The organism is Paenibacillus sp. IHB B 3084, assembly GCF_001447315.1.
Lineage (GTDB): Bacteria > Bacillota > Bacilli > Paenibacillales > Paenibacillaceae > Paenibacillus.
On the sequence record NZ_CP013203.1, the window covers coordinates 1,641,445 to 1,659,833 of the forward strand.

21 protein-coding genes are annotated in these 18,389 nt (G+C 40.5%); 8 read left to right on the forward strand and 13 right to left on the reverse strand.

The features are described 5' to 3' along the window. The first annotated feature begins 1 nt into the window (after position 1). From ASL14_RS07650 to ASL14_RS07685, 8 genes are all read left to right on the forward strand, one after another. Entirely contained in the window at positions 2–505 is a 504-nt protein-coding gene (locus ASL14_RS07650; RefSeq protein ID WP_134911116.1) for an imm11 family protein, read from the forward strand. A gap of 10 nt (positions 506–515) precedes the next feature. Next, positions 516–1,160, forward strand: coding sequence for a hypothetical protein (locus ASL14_RS07655; protein WP_134911117.1), 645 nt, complete (start codon positions 516–518; stop codon positions 1,158–1,160). A gap of 16 nt (positions 1,161–1,176) precedes the next feature. Further along, the gene (locus ASL14_RS07660; protein WP_134911118.1) at positions 1,177–1,569 is read left to right on the forward strand and encodes a DUF4280 domain-containing protein; all 393 of its coding nucleotides are present in this window, start codon (positions 1,177–1,179) and stop codon (positions 1,567–1,569) included. Between the two features lie 27 nt (positions 1,570–1,596). After that, on the forward strand, positions 1,597–4,440 hold the full coding sequence (locus ASL14_RS07665; protein ID WP_134911119.1) for a contractile injection system protein, VgrG/Pvc8 family: 2,844 nt from the start codon (positions 1,597–1,599) through the stop codon (positions 4,438–4,440). Between the two features lie 63 nt (positions 4,441–4,503). Then, positions 4,504–4,938 (forward strand): Imm30 family immunity protein, encoded by a 435-nt coding sequence (locus tag ASL14_RS07670; protein ID WP_134914454.1) that lies wholly within the window; start codon positions 4,504–4,506, stop codon positions 4,936–4,938. Positions 4,939–4,991: 53 nt separating this feature from the next. Continuing rightward, positions 4,992–5,735 carry a DUF4261 domain-containing protein gene (locus ASL14_RS07675; RefSeq protein WP_134911120.1) on the forward strand — a complete coding sequence of 248 codons (744 nt, stop codon included), beginning with the start codon at positions 4,992–4,994 and terminating at the stop codon, positions 5,733–5,735. Between the two features lie 190 nt (positions 5,736–5,925). Then, a protein-coding gene (locus ASL14_RS07680) for an IS630 family transposase (protein ID WP_134911121.1) occupies positions 5,926–6,965 on the forward strand; the annotation gives its coding sequence in 2 pieces (ribosomal slippage) (positions 5,926–6,429 and positions 6,432–6,965; 1,038 coding nt in all). Positions 6,966–7,109: 144 nt separating this feature from the next. Further along, the gene (locus ASL14_RS07685) at positions 7,110–7,397 is read left to right on the forward strand and encodes a hypothetical protein (protein ID WP_134911122.1); all 288 of its coding nucleotides are present in this window, start codon (positions 7,110–7,112) and stop codon (positions 7,395–7,397) included. A 28-nt stretch (positions 7,398–7,425) separates the two neighbouring features. Here the strand turns inward: ASL14_RS07685 and ASL14_RS07690 are convergent, their stop codons facing one another. From ASL14_RS07690 to terL, 13 genes are all read right to left on the reverse strand, one after another. Further along, the gene (locus tag ASL14_RS07690) at positions 7,426–9,048 is read right to left on the reverse strand and encodes a recombinase family protein (protein WP_134911123.1); all 1,623 of its coding nucleotides are present in this window, start codon (positions 9,046–9,048) and stop codon (positions 7,426–7,428) included. A 90-nt stretch (positions 9,049–9,138) separates the two neighbouring features. Next, positions 9,139–9,264 (reverse strand): SHOCT domain-containing protein, encoded by a 126-nt coding sequence (locus ASL14_RS29245; protein WP_335338616.1) that lies wholly within the window; start codon positions 9,262–9,264, stop codon positions 9,139–9,141. 62 nt (positions 9,265–9,326) lie between these two features. Further along, complete coding sequence (locus tag ASL14_RS07695; RefSeq protein WP_223264246.1) at positions 9,327–10,457, reverse strand: Ig-like domain-containing protein; 1,131 nt, start codon at positions 10,455–10,457, stop codon at positions 9,327–9,329. A 17-nt stretch (positions 10,458–10,474) separates the two neighbouring features. Then, positions 10,475–10,765, reverse strand: coding sequence for a hypothetical protein (locus ASL14_RS07700; protein ID WP_134911125.1), 291 nt, complete (start codon positions 10,763–10,765; stop codon positions 10,475–10,477). Further along, positions 10,765–11,076 (reverse strand): phage head-tail connector protein, encoded by a 312-nt coding sequence (locus ASL14_RS07705; RefSeq protein ID WP_134911126.1) that lies wholly within the window; start codon positions 11,074–11,076, stop codon positions 10,765–10,767. The genes ASL14_RS07700 and ASL14_RS07705 overlap by 1 nt, the downstream gene beginning before the upstream one ends. After that, positions 11,069–11,287, reverse strand: a complete 219-nt coding sequence (locus ASL14_RS07710) for a hypothetical protein (RefSeq protein WP_134911127.1) — start codon at positions 11,285–11,287, stop codon at positions 11,069–11,071. Before ASL14_RS07710 ends, ASL14_RS07705 begins: the two co-directional genes overlap by 8 nt. Positions 11,288–11,386: 99 nt before the next feature. Further along, positions 11,387–12,217 (reverse strand): phage major capsid protein, encoded by an 831-nt coding sequence (locus ASL14_RS07715; protein ID WP_134911128.1) that lies wholly within the window; start codon positions 12,215–12,217, stop codon positions 11,387–11,389. Positions 12,218–12,244: 27 nt separating this feature from the next. Beyond that, positions 12,245–12,862 (reverse strand): DUF4355 domain-containing protein, encoded by a 618-nt coding sequence (locus tag ASL14_RS07720; RefSeq protein WP_134911129.1) that lies wholly within the window; start codon positions 12,860–12,862, stop codon positions 12,245–12,247. 755 nt (positions 12,863–13,617) lie between these two features. Continuing rightward, positions 13,618–14,925, reverse strand: coding sequence for a phage portal protein (locus ASL14_RS07730; protein WP_134911131.1), 1,308 nt, complete (start codon positions 14,923–14,925; stop codon positions 13,618–13,620). Positions 14,926–15,096: 171 nt separating this feature from the next. Beyond that, positions 15,097–15,435: a hypothetical protein gene (locus ASL14_RS07735; protein WP_134911132.1), complete on the reverse strand. Its 339-nt coding sequence runs from the start codon at positions 15,433–15,435 to the stop codon at positions 15,097–15,099. A 134-nt stretch (positions 15,436–15,569) separates the two neighbouring features. Then, positions 15,570–16,250 carry a hypothetical protein gene (locus ASL14_RS27895; protein WP_223264247.1) on the reverse strand — a complete coding sequence of 227 codons (681 nt, stop codon included), beginning with the start codon at positions 16,248–16,250 and terminating at the stop codon, positions 15,570–15,572. A gap of 84 nt (positions 16,251–16,334) precedes the next feature. Beyond that, complete coding sequence (locus ASL14_RS07745) at positions 16,335–16,568, reverse strand: hypothetical protein (RefSeq protein WP_134911133.1); 234 nt, start codon at positions 16,566–16,568, stop codon at positions 16,335–16,337. A 195-nt stretch (positions 16,569–16,763) separates the two neighbouring features. Then, a complete protein-coding gene (gene terL / locus ASL14_RS07750; protein WP_134911134.1) occupies positions 16,764–18,314 on the reverse strand; it encodes a phage terminase large subunit in 1,551 nt (516 codons plus the stop codon). Positions 18,315–18,389 lie beyond the last annotated feature (75 nt).

Here is an 18,389-nt window from a genome sequence, read left to right on the forward strand (position 1 = left end):
AATGCAACGCTATTATGTAATGTTGGAAGATACCCGAATTCCTTACAAAATACAACCTTCCTCCTTACCCAGAAACACGTCCTTTGAAGAATTTCCTCCGGTACAAGTATTGGACATGACCATTCCTGTACATGGGGAGTTTTCGGATTGGTTGTCTGTATCTACAACTTTATTGTCCAACCCAATGAAACGTATCCTGGAGAAATATAATGTGCAAGCCCGCTTCAAACGAGTCTATTTGATCAACCGAAAAGACAACCAATCGGCACTATATTGGATGCCTCATGCCCCGGCCATGGATGTACTTTCCTCTTACGCTGAGTTCGACCTACAGGGTCAATATATCAAGCGGCTCGTGTTAGACCATGAGAAAGTTAAAGGAAACCATTTCTTTACGGTGCAAGGCATCAGGGAACCCTTCTTTATCATCAGTATCGAGGTAGCTGAAAGTCTGCTTCGCCGTAATTTAAGTGGATTTAGGCTCCAACCCGTGGAGCTTGCTTAGGAGGAACAACATGACAACGACATATTGGGACGAGATTTTTCTAGATCAATTTAACGAACGCAAGTTACAAGAACAGTTACAGGCTGCGAGAGAAGAAGATTGGATGCTGTTATCGGTAGATGAATGCATCAAGGGAATATCCCAGGGAAGCTTGGTGCTACATAACGATCAAAAGATACCAATACAGGCCAGAGCAGCTTTTGCCGATCAAATGACGTTTCCCCTCCCCTGCTCTTTCACAGAAACAACAGAATTCGACAAACAAGGAGGTCGGAATCCTCATCGGGTCATCTACCGAGACCAAGCACAAGGAGTTAGTTTGGGCTTACATTGGCGGGAAGAGCTGCTTCATCAGGAACAAGTGTTATGGTTGCAGCAACAACTGGCCCGTGGAGCCAAAAAGCTTCAGCCAGACATGCAACTAATTGAAGAAAACACGTTAGAACTAGAACAGGGGCTTATCGCCTGTTATGAAGCTTTATTTATCGTCGATCCTCATCCCTACTATCAAATCGTATTCGTTCGTTCATGGCAAGGACGTGCGTTCACAGGAAGTATTCAATTCAAGCTGGAGGACGCTCCGTTATGGCATCCGCTATCATATGCGATCATCCGCTTGATCCATTTTGTAGAGCATAATCATGAAATGAGTTAGATAAGGAGGAAAGTCTATGTTTCTGCCGATCATTCTCCAAGCGCTAGTCTCCGGTATGTTAAGTGGCGAATACTCCTTTGTTACACGGGGGGCAACGCTGAAATGCACTCAAGGAACCGATCCTGGTGTCCTCAACCTGATGATCGACCATGGCATATACAGTCAAAATGAACCGTTATTGAATGTTGCCGATGCCGTCTGTGGTGCCAATATCAGTAAAGAAGGAGCCTTTGGCTTTTGTAAAGTGACAGGAGACGTTTGTAAACCAACGATTCCGTTTGGTTCCAAATGGAGTGATGGGAAGGAAGATGTCCTCATCGAAGGAGAGCATGCACTGTTAAGTAAATCTACGCTGGTATGCTCTTGTGGGGGCATGATTTCCATTGAGCAAGACGGCCAGGAAGGATAGCTATTTTGTCGTAGAAAGGAATCATTTATGGGAGAAATATCAACAGGTTTACTCACCTATCAGGATATTCGATTCAGTTGGCCTTACGGTTCTGTACGCCTGAAACAAGTGAAGGTGAACCAGCAATTGGGTGATCACGCCAGACTCATCGTGACGGGGCAAATGAACCCCGAGCAGGAAGACACCATCATCCAAAAAAGCAGCAGTGACGATCCCGTTGAATTGTTATTTAAAGATGAAAACGGAAAAAAGCAACCCTTATTCAGAGGACAATTATATCATGTGGAAGTTCAACACGTACATCAAGACATGTATGTCACGATTGAAGCCATATCCCATACCTTTACTTTAGATACACAATTAAAGAATCGCTCCTTTCAGCAAGTTAATCGCAACTATACAGATATCGCGCAAGAGGTGCTTTCCGATTATCAAGGTTCGGATATGCTGGATGAAGCTTTTGGCAAGAAGCCAACGGGGCAATTCATCATGCAGTATCAGGAGACGGATTGGACTTTTTTGAAACGTCTGGCTTCTCATGTTGGGGCTGTACTTGTCCCGAATATAACCGCTCATCGCATTCAAGTTTGGATCGGTATTCCTCAAGGACGTCGACAGATTGTTTTAAAAGATGTCCCTTTTCGTATGCGGCGACAGATTGCCCCGTATTTAAACAATGCTGCGAACGGGAGAGCGAATACTTCCGCAGAGGACTATACCAGTTACACCTTCGAATGGCCTGAAATGCTGCAACTGGGCGATGAAGTCAAGCGTTCTGGTCTTACCTATGTGATTACCAAGAGGACAGGCATCATGACAAACGGCTTAATGACATGGTCCTACGAATGTGTCTTGCCACAGGGTGTAACCATCGCAAAAACGTATAATAAAACTATTACTGGCGCAGCCATTGAAGGAAAAATACTGGAAGTCAGTCGCAATCAGGTTCGGTTACATCTGGATATGGACAAACATCAAAATCCCAAAGATGCCCAGTGGTTTCCCTATTCTGCAGAAGGTAATCAGGTCTGGTATCTGATGCCGGAAAAAGGCGCTCAAGTAAAGCTGTATTTCCCAAGCGCAAATGAAGACGATGCCATGGTAGTACAGTCAGTACGGCTTGACCCTCCATCCGCTCATTCGGCGTCTGTTGCTTCTCCAAAAGGAGTAGATTCTGGCTCCATGCAACAACACCATGAACAGACTATGGCAGATCCGGGAGTCAAATCCTTCCGCAACCCCCAAGGCAAATCTTTTACGCTGGGGGATTCCGAACTGAATATGAGTGCCAAGGAAGGCATGCTGTATATCTCCATGAATGCTTCCCATGGCGTAAGTATAAGCAGCACGCAGAGTGTACAGATTCAGGCCAGCGGCCATCTAGGATTAAATGCACAATCCATTACGTTAAAGGGGACAGAAGGATTATATGTAAACACATCATCTGATGCGATTGAGTTGAAAGAGGATGTCAATGCACTTAGTTCCAAAATTGAATTAAAAGCCTCTACACATAAGATGCACTCCCCACTGGCTTCAGCATTTGAAGCACAGGTAGCCGAACACGGATTGGAGCAAGTGAAGCAGAACAGAATGGACGCAAATAGTGATTCTCGCTGGAAGGGTGTAAGAGATGCAGTAACCTTATCCTTTATAGAATTGTTAATAGATGATGTTTTGGGAGAAGGCACTGCCGATAGATTTAAATATGGTGCCGATTACCCTGAAGAACAGAAACGACACCAAATTCAATATACAAAAGATCTTATCCAATTCAATAAATCTTGGGATACTGTTATAGATGATGCAAAGCAAGTTGGACAAAGTTATGTTGATCCTATGGTTAAAGGCGCAGAGACCCTTAGTATGGATAAGCTTACTACCTCAGCCGATGAAAATTATTATGCAGGTGTTTCTCAATATCATGGTGTTACACGCGTAGGGGAAACCATTATCCATATTGCAGAACTAGTTGAAGGAGTTAAATCACTCAAAAATATTGGAAATATAGTCAAGTCTAAAAAAATACCCATTACCGAATTTTCAAGTCAGTCTTCCAAACAATCGAGTATTTCCTCTGCCCCTATAAGTGCTGGGAAGTTTAAAACGAATTCGAGTATTGTCCCTAAACCGATTCAGCCCTTAGGGGGTTGGATAGCACAAATGGGCAAAAAAATGGACAGACAAGGTGCAAGAAAGAGTCCATTCAAGTTTGCACATGATGGTCCAGACCAAAGTCGACTTGATGTTCGTAAATCTACGAATGGGCCACATGAGCCAATAACACCAGAGAGACAAAAACAGATTGATGCGTTAAAATCAGGAGAGTATACAGGGAAAGGTTCTAATGGGACGGGAAAACCTAAAACAGATTATGATAAACTAAAGGAAAGGCTCAATGAACGTTACAAAAAATTTGCTAATGATAAGAAACAAAATATACCTCAGACAAGCAAAGATTTGCTCCCGAACGAATTGAATCATGGGAAATATGGTAAATTACCTAATGTAACTGGCGATAATATAACAGGACACCATATGCCGTCTAATAAATACATGCAAGATGAGTTTGGTATTAAGACTAAAGATAGCTACTCTATGTTTTTAGAGCATCCACATCCAGGACAGGGCGGTAGACATAGAAGAACATTTACCTATGGACTAAGTAAAGCAACCAGACCAGGAGATTTTACTTTATATAAATCTTTAATGCAGCGTGATGGCCTAGCATTTGATATTAATGATTTAAGGCGGATTCTTAAAGAAGATGGTTTGTATAACAAAGCGACTAGAAAAAGGATTCAGGAATATATTGACTATTATAAAAATTATGAACACAATGGTTTAAAGATCTTTGGAAAACCCAAATAGCAGTTATGTCAAATAAAGAGGAGAAACCTTATATTGAATGATAAAATTAATATACTATATAAAATGCGCTTTATGGAAAAAGAGGGAGACAATATAGAGGTATTTGAGAATATTCTGAATGAATTGTCTCTTGAAGGAACGAATGATATAATTCTTGATCTCTGTACAATCTTCGAAGATGAAGTTGCTGAACCAACAGCTGATGACTATCTTATCGAAACCATATTTTATATTGCAGAACGTGATGATTTAGAAGAGGGCTTATACAAATTGGCTTTGGGTACTCCCAAGATGTTACCCCATGCGGAATTTTGGGCAGAGAGAATCCATCGGACACTTTTAAATTCAAAAGATTTGGTAATTTCTTACGGTAAAGTTTTGGGCAAATTAGAAAGTTCGACTAAGCAGACGCTTAAAGAAATTTTAATGATGATTAAGGATGACGATCCAGATTTATATTTAGAAAAAGCTAATTTCCTTTTAGAAAAATTAAGATGAATAAAGATTAATATGGTTGAGTATAAATTTTTGCGAGATAAGGTGATATTGCTATGAATTTACCAAAGATTATTTTAGGAATACCTGGTTATTGGAAAACAAGAGATGAATTTATAGAGGCAATGGCTCGAGAGGGAAACGGTTATATATATGCAGGTAACCATATCGGAAACCTTAAAAATCCAAAAGATTTCTTTGATGTGAACATAAGTGAATATAATCCTTATGTTGCAGAAGCTTTCGAAGTAGCTGGAAATGGCTCATTTAAAAGGGAACACATCGATCAATTAAATGAACATAAAAGTATCATTTATCTTTTGGGTGAGGGTGGTTCTATAGAAAAGGTTTTGGATATTATGGAGGTTGCTAGTGCAGTATTACATGCAGGAGGAATTGCAGTAAATGTTGAATCTTCTGGAAGAGCAAGTACAAAAGAGGAATGGTTAGAAATAACAAGCAGTAAGGACATTGCTCAAGTATTTACTGCGTTTATCCAAATGTCCCGCGAAGAAAAAACATTTTACACTACTGGTATGCAAAGCTTTGGTTATCCTGATGTAGAAACAACATCTGAAAACATAACAGGCTCGGAAGTGTCCACATTATTCAGGATATTTTGTTTATATAACATTGTAGAAAAGCCAAAGATCACTGACGGAGAAACATTTAGTACAGATCCAAACTCTCCAATATATTTATTAAAGCATAAAAAGTGCACAATGTTTGAGGAAGAAGATCCATTCTATAATCCACTCGGAGTATGGAATTTAATTCGAAATCACCGTCCTAAAAATTGAGATTTTTTATTTGATATCCAGCTATACTTGATATATTCTTAAAGGCTTATTTCAACTTGATTCATGAGGAGGAATAAGCTTTTTATATGTTCTATATAAGTTGAACTAAAGATTAGAAAACTATGGTAAGGAATTCGCTACTGCATGTCGAAGTAATAAAGTAACAACTTTAGACAGGCAGGGGAATCGCATGGAACATTCAGCATCATTTCAAGAGATCCAAACCGCGATGAAGCAAGCAAAAGATCGTCGGATGTTTGAACGCTATCAGACGCTGTATTTGTATCTACAAGGAACAGAAGTCGAGCAAATTGCTCATATCATTAACCGAAGCCCCAAAACCGTAAAAGGGTACATTCAAGCATATGACACACGCGGGCTTTCCGGACTGCAAATGAATCATTCGCCAGGAGCACCTGTCCGATTAACGAAAGAACAACTGGAAAAGTTAAAACAAACGATCGTGGACTCCGTTCCACATGATGTAGGCTTTACCGCGCGTCACAATTGGACACTGGAGATCATTGCAGCCTTCATCAAAAGGGAGTTTGGTCAGACGTATTCGCTTCGGGGTATCTCTAAAATGATGCATCGTCAAGGGCTAAGCTATACCAAGCCAACCTATACCTTGGCAGCGGCGGACGAAAAAAAGCAACGAATTTTTTCGGAAGTCACGTTTCCAAATTTAAAAAAAGATACATGACGGCAAAAATCGACCATGTATTATTTGAAGACGAATCCATGATTCGCGATTACCAAGCCATTCAAAAAACGTGGTTTCTTCGTGGCAAGCAGCGTATCATTCAAACTACAGGTAAACATCGGGGTGTCAAACTGCTGGCTACCGTCGACTATGTGACAGGCAGGATCGTATGGCAGGAAGATGAGTATTATACAGCCGAAACATTTTTGATCTTTTTGAAAAAAGTGTTAACCGAATATCCGACAGGTAAAATTGCGATGATCCTGGGCAATGCGCGAATTCACCATGCAAAGCTGCTGGCATCGTTCCTAAACGAGATGAAGGATCGACTTGAACTTGTATTTTTGCCTCCCTATAGCCCCGAACTGAATGCAGTCGAAGGGTTGTGGAAATGGCTTAAATCCGATGTGATTAACAACGTCTTTTACCACACGGTCGCTGAAATTCGTACCAACGTACAACGGTTTATGGAAGAGATTATGAAAGTACCTTTGATGATCGTTGACCGTCTTTGTGTCAGGTTCTAGCTGGTTGTTTCTTTAGTTCAATTTATATAGATCAGTAACTCAATAACATAGCGAGCCAACCGCTAAACTAAAACAATGACTTGCCATCCCTCCCAATCAGAGTTAACATACACACACTTCAACAACGGGAGGGAAAATTTACTTATGTCAAATTGGCCAGATTGGTTTCTCGAAGCGTTACGCCAACGATTTTATCAACTAGAACTAGCCAGTGAACAACAGGCTTCAAATTTACCAGAGGACAAAAATCTATTCACGCAAATGGATCAATTCAAAATGAATCAAAACGAGGATATTCAGCATCTGCTATCCGAATGGGAAGAAGCCATAGGCGATCAGCTAAGTCAGGACAAACAGTCCATCTATATGGAAGGAGTTAAAGACGGGATTCGATTGATCCTTCCCGTCATGCAACCCACAGTTACTTGTTAGCTTTTGATCACTTTAGCCTATGATTCTATTAGTCCAATATTTCATCTATGCTCATTCCACTTTTCAAGGTAAAAACAAAATGCGCTGGTGAGAGAATGGTTATCTTCTCCACCAACGCATTAAATAGGTTATCATCAAATTGTTCCAGTATATCTTGCCGTGAGCTTAAAAGTTGAATAATCTCATCGACTCGTTCCTTGATTTTCGCTTGCTGCTCATGCTCCTCCTCTAATATCACCATCTGTTGCCGTAGCTCGTTGAGTTCACTGGAAAGTCTGTTCGTCTCTTCATCATATACGCTCTCGTCCATCTGATTCCGCAGCTTGAGATTCACTAATTCCTTCAAGTCGGATTTCAATTGTTGCATCTGTCCTTCGATGTCTAATAACGATTTTTGCTCTACTTTTCTCGATAGTATCGATTCAATATTGCCTTTCAGTGTTTTAATGAATTCTTTCTTGTTCTCATACATCCGGTTGAACAATCGCACAAATGCGGAATGTAAAACTTGTTCATCGACTGATTTGGCATCACATGCTACTTTCCCTTCATTGACATACGTTTTGCATTGCCATACCACTTTTTTGGATGGATTATTGCTGTTCCAGGTTCGGCGTTTAAAAATGGCTCCACAGCATCCACAATATACTTTACTGCTCAGTGCGTATTTACTGGAGTATCTTTTACTCTCCCCCATGACATTACCTTTTAGCTTGGCACGGCGTGCCTTCTCTTTTTGTACCGCTTCAAATATTTCCTTGGATACAATCGGTTCATGGTTGTCTTCAATTAAATATTGCTGTTCTTGTCCCCGATTCTTTATTCGTTTGTGAGTTAGGAAATCTACCGTTACCGTCTTTTGTTGAAGTAAAGCTCCGTAATATTTCTCATTCGTCAATATTAATGTAATGGAGGAATCCCACCACGTATCGCCACCCGTGACTGTTTTAATGTGATCTCGCATCAAACCTCTGGCTATCGCCTGATAGCTTTTTCCATCCAAATACTCCTCGTATATGCGCCGCACAATCTCTGCTTCTGGCTCGTTAATCACCAATTCACCATGTTCATCCTTATCATAGCCGAGGAAGCGAGTGGTGTTGCAGAAGACTTTGCCGTTTTGGAAGCCTCGTAATATGCCCCATCGACTATTTTCAGAAATGTTTCGACTCTCGTCTTGGGCAAGAGAACTCAGAATGGTCAGTAATACTTCACCTGTTGTATCCAGTGTATTAATGTTCTCTCGTTCAAAGAATACAGCCACTCCGAGACTTTTAAGTTCCCGTACATATTTCAATAAATCCAGTGTATTCCTAGCAAATCTTGAAATCGACTTGACCAAAATCAGATCCAGTTTACCATTTCGAGCATCCTGTATCATGCGATTAAAGTGCGTTCTATTTTTGGTGTTGGTTCCGGTGATCCCTTCATCGGCATAGATATCCGCCATTTCCCATTCCAAGTTGTTTTGAATGTATTGGGTATAGTAATTCACCTGATTAGTATAGCTCTCCTTTTGCTCCTCGGAATCTGTACTGACCCGGCAATAGGCAGCGACTTTCTTCTTTTGAATAGATTGGATTCCCTCTACGATGTCCATCGTTTTAATGGGAACAACGACGACCTTTTTTGCGGTTGCGGCTTGGGCCATAGGTGTTTCTCCCTTCGATATCTTCTTTATACGGTCACATGGTATAATGCTTTCGGCACATCATCAAGTCCATTTCTGCCCATGTTATAGCTACTTGAAAGACTTTTTATTAAGCTTATCAATCGCTATGAACTCTTCTTCTGTAATGACATTTTGTAATCTCAATTGCTTCAATAGGCTTAGACTCAGTAGATAATCAATAGATTTTCGTTGCATATGTATGTGCTCCTTTGAAATAAAAATGGCTCACCACGAAGGCAAGCCAATAGATATAATGCTTAGAATAAATTTTTAAGGCTAATGGTCTTTTCTATTGTCATGCTAGGATCGCTTACTAAGGTAGCAGTCAGTACAAGTGCTCTATTAATCGCTCTACCACTGCTTCCAGCTTTTACCTTCACACTATTTCCTGTGCTGGCTGTTATGCTTCCCATAATAGGAGTTGAATCATCTTGGTTCCGTAGGCTCCACTCTACATACTGGTCAAACACTTCTGTTCCTTGATCATAGATATGACTGACGTATGAGGTACTTTGGCCTGTTTTAAGCGTAGGATTACCCGTTATGGTTATCACATAGAAATGTGTTCCTGTTTCGATAACTCTCATTTCAATGGTACTTTGTACTGTTGGGTGATACGTTAATTTCGCAGTGATGCTTGCTTGTCCCAAAGCGATGCCCATAATCTGACCTTGCTGATCTACACTAACCACACTTGGGTCACTAGATATATAAGTAATCGCCGGATTGGCTATCTCATTCCCATTATCCGTAGCGGTCACATTCAAAGATAACGTTTCGTTGAGCAGCGCATGAGCTATCGTTCCCTGATTGATATGTAATGCGTATGTATGAGCAATCTCATATTTCCATCGGTCTGCAATGTTATTTTCCACGTCATCATAAGCTGTATTTATGCTATCCAACGTGCAGCTTAACTGGATGATGCCATTCATCGTGCGGTCAATTCCAACTATTTTAAACGACTGATGAGTCATATAAAATCGTTGACTTAATGTAATGCCCTTCGTATCTGCGTTGTCCTGTACAGTAAACAGAATGTTTCCCTCTGGCATGGAGATAACTTTACCTGTTTCCGTTGAAAACGTTCTGGCTTCTACCACAGCATCAAACCATTGCACCTCTCCATTCCAGTTTAAAGCTAGCCGTTGTTTACACTTTTTCATTCTGCCTCGAAAAGACTTTTCATTCCGATCCACCTGACTGGTGATCAGATAACGTTCATAGCGATAATCTACTATATCTCCTGTATGTAAAGGTGTTGCTGCTCGAATAATTTTTTCATCGGTCATTTGAATATTATTTGTCGCATCTCGAATCAGACCAAGCTGTCTTACACCGTTTATGTGTACAAGCTCGCCTTTCTCTCGCAGGAAGAAATCTATCATCGGCTCTAGGCTCCTTGTCACTCCTCCACCTCCAAACCAAAATCCTGCTTGCAGCGATACAGGTACAACTCCACATAATCACTCCATTTCTTCTTATCCAAAATAATAAAAATATCTTCGCTAATTCGAATATAGCAGTTCGACAGCAATGAAGATTCCAATGGACAGAAAGCTCGATATGTCGTCTCTAGTATGTAACCATCTTCAAATGAAAAACTTTTGCGATAAGGTTGTACATCTGCCATCATCAACAGAACAGGGTTGAAGTGAGTAACATCCAAAATCTCCAGCTTCGTATCGTAGAACATCAGTCCGTCCCTACCTTGATTTTAGGTAAAGGAAGAGCAAGCCGGATACTTGTCGGAATGCCTGTTTCATAGGTGGCTAAGCGTTCACCTTCCTGCTTATTTATAAATCCAACCGAATCCCTATTTTTATAGAGATACACCGCATAATCGACCATAACATCATCATATTCCACAGGCAGTGTTGCCACATTACAATAACCAAGAATATTACTTCTCGCTTTATTCAAATAGTGGATCAGGATATCATCCTTTGATATGTCTGTTGGTTCCATGCCTAATAACCGTTTAAGTAAAATCAATGAATCACTCATGTGCTGGCTCCTGTTCCTCCTTTACCTGTGCCTTCTCGGTACGCTTCATGATCTTAGTAGCTTGAGTTTTCGTTACAGATTCATCTTTCTCAGTCTCATCTGGTTTAGGTTCCTCCACTTGCTGATAATGCCCACTAGACTGTAACCGCAGCATTAACTCCTGATCTGTGACTTCCCATGTGCAGCCTGTTTCCTGATTCAAAAACCACATCTTATCACCCTCCAAAAAATGAAAAATAGGGCATCCAAAACGGACACCCTAAACGTGTTTCTTCTATTATAATGTGTTTGCATATGATCCTATTTTCAATTAAGACTTATTGGCCGTGAGTACAGCGAGAGCCTCCGGCTTGATACATTTAGCTCCGAATACCTGCAATCCTTTTACTGCATCCGAAAATTGTTTCTCTGGTCTGAAGGCTTCCACCGAATCCACTTGCCCGGCAAACGAAATCGCACTCTTATGACCTGCGATGATTTTATACTTAGCTCCTCCTGTATTTGGCACATTGTTGGATTTATAAACAGTCATGCCATCAATATCTCCCACATAACCTGTGCGGATAATATTTGGGTCTTTGGTAAAGCGTGCATCCTTCAAAAGCAAGCCATAGTACCATGCAGGAACTACCACAAAACGTTCCGTTTCAGGTACATTGTTCTCATCCATCATCACGCCAAGATCAATCAGCAAATCATAGGCTGTATCTTTCGTTGGAATAACAGGCGTTGTATCATTGCCAATCGCGTTCTCTGCTTTAACCTCCGTGTAAAATCCAGCAAGATACTGATCCACTACATTGGCCAGTCCATAGGAAGCTTCCACAATTCCACCATCCAGCAGATTCACATTCGCTTGAGCAGCATCGACATCATCGACTTGAAAATTGAAATACTTCGCCTGATCAATCACCAACGTCTTTTGCGTAGCATCCAGTTCCTGTGGATTACCGATCCCTGCAACTTTATCATAATTGCCAATCGTTATTGCTCCAATGGAATTAATTTTCACGGTGGAACCTTGACCTTGAATCTCACCTTCGTAATCAGTGTTGACCACATTTCCGTATACGAGGTTCTTTTTCAGACTCTCATTTAAACGTGCACTCCAAATGGTTGGAATAAAATTTTGTACTGACATATTTATTCACCCTATCCTTTTCGTTTATTATCGTTTGTTTTGTAATGCTTGTTTGACTTGATCCCAATACTGATTAATCTCGTTTGGCGACATGCCTTTGATTGAATCCAATGTAAATGTGTTACCTGTTGAACCAGCCGGAGGGGTATAGCCATCACCTTTGAGCCGTTGTTCGACCTGCTGTTGGATAGCCATTTGCAGCGATTGTTCCAACATAGCTAAATTCGCTGTCGTCCCTTCTTCATCTGCACCAATAAAAAAATCCACTAACGGGAGTGGAAGTTTCTTCTCGGATGCAATTTTGATCGCTTGGCTGGTCAACCGTTCACGCTGCTTCTCTAGCTTCATATTTTCCACTTCGGCACGTAGCTTTTCGACTTCGATGTCTTTCTCATCCTTTGCCGGGAATCGCTTCTTGATCTCAACATCCACTGCACTTTCCAAATGATTGGCTTTCCACGTTTCCAGCGATTTAGCTGATCGTTTGTCCACGGTGCTATCGAACCAACTTTTTGCTTGCTGATTAGATTGGATATATTGCTCCATCCCCTCCACGCTATACGGATTCAAACCCTGAAGATACGCTTGCCATTCCTCATTCGTTTGGTTTTCTTCGATCAACTGCTTCACTTGTTCTAATTTCATTTTCGTTAATCTCCTTTATTGCCCATCCGACTCCTCAGAACCGAACACGCTTATGTATGTTTGAGCCTTTTTATGTCATGCTCAGGACAGGGATGTTACACTTTAGAAATCACAAAAACGAGGAAAAGGTACAAACATACCAACTCCCCACTTTTACCTATATTTCAACCTTTGTTTATGCGGATTTTTAATAGCCTAAAGCGTAACACTGAGCCTGTTGGGATTCGAGCTTCAGAACACGATATGTATGTTGAATTCGTTTAACATCATATCTGACACAATGATGTTACGCATTAGAAACCGCAAAAATGAGAAATAGGTACAACATACTCCCTCACCATTTACGGTTGTTTTTCAACCTTTGTTTATATGGCTTTTGGATAGCCTAAAGCGTAACATCGAGCCTGCTTTTTCTCATCTGGCGCATCCGTAACTTCGACTTTTCGTTCGCATTCTTACCTCTACACTTCTCACAACATTTTTGCCGATTCGAATTTGCCGAAAATGTTCCTCCACAACGTGTACAGTTCACCCTCGGCTTCGCTGTCTTAGGCTCAGTCTCTACATTACGTTCAGACTTATATTCTCGCTCCAGCTTCTCGTCTATTGGCAGCACTCCATTTTCAAAATAGGTACACCGGGGTAGACCATCATCTTGAGCGAAAAATAAACATGGACAATCCTGTAAACAGCAATAGTTTTGAATACCGTGCTTCGCTCCGAGATAACAAGCACAATTATTTTTCACATGCCGTTTATTCTGCATTTGATACCACCTTATCCGTACCAACTAATCGTTGCTGCTCCGCATGAAATTTATTGAATTCCAGCTTGGGATTCTCCACAAACGGAAGTAACGTGAGCAATGTTTCCTGAGAAACAACTTGCTGCAATTTAACGATCACATCAGCCATCCCAACTAAGTCCGTCGGCAAGTTACGAGTAAACTTCACTGCAATATCCCGGTAATCATATTGAACGCCTTCTTTAATGTGCAGGAACGTGAAGAAATTACATAACCGCTGCTTGATCGCCTTTTCCATCAAAGCTTCCCTCATTGCCACTCGATTTTCCAAATTCAGCAGCTTATTTCTCAACGCCAAGGAGGAGGTATTGCTGGCCCAGTTTTCATTGAAGTTAACCTGATCCATCATATCGAAGATTTTGCGTTCAATATTGTCCAACTCATTTTTCACAAAAGAATCGTTAATCTCCTTCGTAAGCCAGCTTACCTTCCCTCCAGCCGGAACCTGAATAATGCCCATCTTCTTCATATTCAATAAGTCCTCAGCTTCCAACTTGGCATTCTCAATCACGAGATAGGCGTTGCGATGATCTGCGATTTCATTGACCAAATCAGAGTTCAAAGCGTTATAGGCATCAAATAAAGAAATCACATCATGGAAGCCACTTTTTCTCTCCGTATTGGCTGGACAGGAGATAAGCGGGACTCTTCCAAAGATGTGATTATGTTTGCCGATATATTTTAATTCAGGTGATTGATTTTGCTTCATTTGATTGCCTTTATTATCACTGCCGATTGTATAGTGTAGAATTTCATGATCGGTATATACGTCCAAATACACTTGCTTATCAAACCGTCTCGTAAATTTATGTAGGCCAAGTAATACGTTTTTTTCTGCCGTTCCATCTTCCAGTACATAGGCATTCAAAGGAGATAGCACCGTGGCTGAAAACTGACCATCCGAGTCAATATAGTTCAATTCGTAGCTTTCACCAAAGATTTCGGATTGTTTCCGAAGCTGTAGATTATGCTCCTTATCCCAATGACTCATATGTACATCTATGTTATGTATGGCTTCATCCTGATCTGACTTGGACACATAGTTTACTGGCTTACCGAGCAGATAACCCACTTCATTATCTACGAACTTACGAGGGAAATTAAAAATAAGCTTTTGATTACTTCGACTTTCTTGCATCGCATAGTTCTTGAGAATGGCATGCTGACCATTGTAGTAATCTGTATATTTCTGTTTAGCTAATGCAGCCAATTGGAGTTCATTTAGGCATTCTATAATGATTTGTTCCGTAATTTGCAAATACATCCTTCCTTTCAAAATGGACTATGGTATTGTTGCATAAATAAAAGAACCACCTTTAATAAGATAGTTCCTTATTGCACTAGCATTCTTCGTTAACGTAACGTTACTTTATAGAATTATCCATGTCTGTTCTATGATTTAAGCCATGAAACGTCATATCCCATATTACTAATAATCTTTGAGTCCGTCTTGGAATTCTATAATGTTTTCTCCAGTCCATCCATTTTCTAAGCCGTATAAGATGAACTCCCTAATAGTTCTTGGATAATGTAAATTATAATTTTCTAAATTGTTTGTATCTTTATTCTTTAAGGAGACACCAACTAATAGCGGGCTTCCTGAAATAGGATCGTCCCAAGTACAAAACAGGAATGTACACGTTAAATTTTTCAAGCTCTTTAAAGATATCTTTAGAGAAATATTACTTAAATGTTGATTATACTTTTGATTAATCACATATAAGTATTCCTTTTCACCTACAATTATTTTTCTTGTCTTTTTCTTCATGGTCTAAGCACCTATTGAATTTGTTTAGTTGGATACAGCCTTTGTTAGTTTAATCTCTTCAAATGAAATTATTGAAATTCAGGCGAGCAATTAACCTTATTTGTAGTCCAATTCTAGTTACCAGTTGGCCTTATTTACGGATTATTACCAGCACCAACCACGACTGAGAAAATCCCCTCTTCATCGTGCTTCAAGATGACGATAAAGGCCCCTGACTTAGATTTAGGATTATTCGCTGCATCCAGATCGTACCAACCCCTCAACCGTTCTGAAAGGAGCTTGCTCTCATACTGGATAACATCTCGCCCCTCGTCTACCTTATACTCCTTGACCTTAACAGCGTCACTTGGAATTACAGAAGAAGCCTCGCGTATAGCTTCCTTTTCAGAGCGCCTTGGCGTATCCGTAGCTTCAAATGACAGGGTTACATTCAAAGCCGTGTTTTTCTTTGTAACTTCATCTTGGGCATAGATAGCCAGAAAACTATTGTTCTGATAAGAACTAATGCCGGCATCCTGTCCATTCTCATCTACCCCGCGGAGCTGTTCGATAGCCTCCTTCGTATCCCCAAGTCCTCCTGTCTTGGTGATCAGGGGTTCTATACTAGTGCCTTGATCTTTAACTGGCTCAGGAGCCTTACCGCTTTCTGTATCTGTCACAGCTTCATCTGCAGCAGTTGATTCAACCGTGCTTATTGTCTCTACAGCATTATCGCTGTCTTTGTTTTCTTTGGTTGGTTCCCCGCAACCTATTAACGTTACGGATAGAGCAATACATCCTGCCATAATAAGCAATCTCTTCTTGTGAATCCGCATACTCCGACCCCCGTATTTTATAGTACTTAATTCTATCTTACATCTATTAATAGTTATAAAAAATCAAACTCGCAGTCTGGAACGCTATCTGGTGTATCGCTCAATATCATCTATATCCGACTCTCTTCTCAGTTGGTTCTTATATTCATGTACGTCATTCTTTAATTTGGCCACAGCTCCCCAACCTGAGAATACAAGTAGAAGCACACTCATTAAGGCATAGGCGAATGTAAAATAATTCAAATAGAAGTTTAAAAAAATACCACCTAAAATCAACAACAACACGACCCACAGCGTCCACTTTAAGCCCTTCTTCAATAGAAATCCCCCTGTTGCAATTTCTATAATTTTCCTTTATATATAATAATACATTTGATTCACATGTCTGTAAAGTTTAAAATAATTTAGGCATGACGAGTGCCATAACCGCTTGTTATCTTGGTTAAATTATCAACTTTTATGTTTCCCCATTAGCTAATGGGATTAGAATAAAGATTGAGTTTTAACAGATCCTCAAAATAACAAACTGCGATCATAAAATTTCAGACTCTTTACCGACTGAATCAATTGAACAGCCCCATATAAACTATCTGGCGCGTCATCATATGTACAATTTCTATTGTAGTCCTTCACCTGATGGTTATATCTGAGGTTATCTGAATTGAACAGAATATGACCCTTCTTCACTTCCGGCTCCAAGCTAATAATACGTTCATGCTTCTGCCCCTTGGAATGGACACTTTCAACGGGTGTATGTATCTTCGCCTTCCATAGCTCTTCTTCAAATTTCTGCTTCATATAGCTTTGTGCCTGATTGACTTCAAATCCGAGCTTATCTACAGGATAAAGCTTTAATTTTTCAATAGCCACTTGAAACAAATCATCCGGCAACAGTTTATAGATTTCGCTGTCGATGACATACATTTGCTTCGTCTTCCTGTGCTGCCCAATAATGGAGACAGCGGAATAGTCGTTTTTCTTCCCAGCTTTAATGGCTGGATCAATGTACATGGCAAGTTCCATGTCCCCAAACTCAGGCAACCTGTCCCAATACATGAGATTCTGGAAAATGTACTCATCGGTTGAGCGCGGATCATTCTGTAGCTCTTTATAGAAGCTCTTTTCCCCCATGGCTTGCTTTTTGCACATGAGATAGTAATAATCCAAATACTCGCTCCACAGGATTTTCGTACCCTCTAGCATTTCTTTTTCGTGAGCCATAAAAAAAGACAAGGCCGTATTCATCCTATCCTCATCCTGCAAGTTATTATATTGTCGCTCCCACTCTGACCATAAATCATCTCGTTCTGAAAACCGAAGCACGGCTGCTTTACGGACACTTCTCACACCTGGTATCTTCCCTTTGAGCAGATCAGCCATGATATCTTCTTCGTTGAGAATCGTTCCGCAGATCAGAATATTGGTATCCCTTGTGCCAATAGGCAGAATGACATCCGTAAACGTATTTTTAATTTGTTCTCGCTTAGCTTCGGATCGTGCCGTATCTTCCTTGAGCAAATCATCCATCAGAACCAGCGTAGGACGGTGATGCTTGTAGTGAATACCTCTCAAGCTACCGTCAATCCCACGAATCATAATGCAGGAGTCCAGCCCACCTTTACTCTTGAGCCATATTTCATTGTTGTTCCAGCGGCTTCCTTTACGAATCCCAAAATCCTCAATCAGCATCTGATTTGTTTCTAGCTCATCTTTGATCATGTCCAAGAAGGGCAATGCAATTTGTTCTGTGGCTGATATGATCAATGTAAATTGTGATTTATCATATAAAGTTGCATACAGCGGAAATAAAAAAGAACTGATCGTTGACTTTCCATGCTCCCTTGGGAGTCCGAAAGCTGTAATCAGTCCTGTATTCGCAAGCATATGTCTTAATTCCGTGAATAGCTCTTTGTGAAACTTACCAAATGCTCGATCAAAATATTTAGGGAAATAGGCTAAGGCGAAAAACTCAATGTCCATCTCACCGATAAGCTTGCGGAGTTCAGAGAAAGAGAACGTTTCAATCAGTTGTTTCATTTTGGGCGGCTTAAAATGCTTCTCCATATACTGCTTAAGCAGCTCAGCCTGTCGCTGCTCTTCTTGATTTATCGTTTCAATGGGTATAGCTCCTTTCTCATA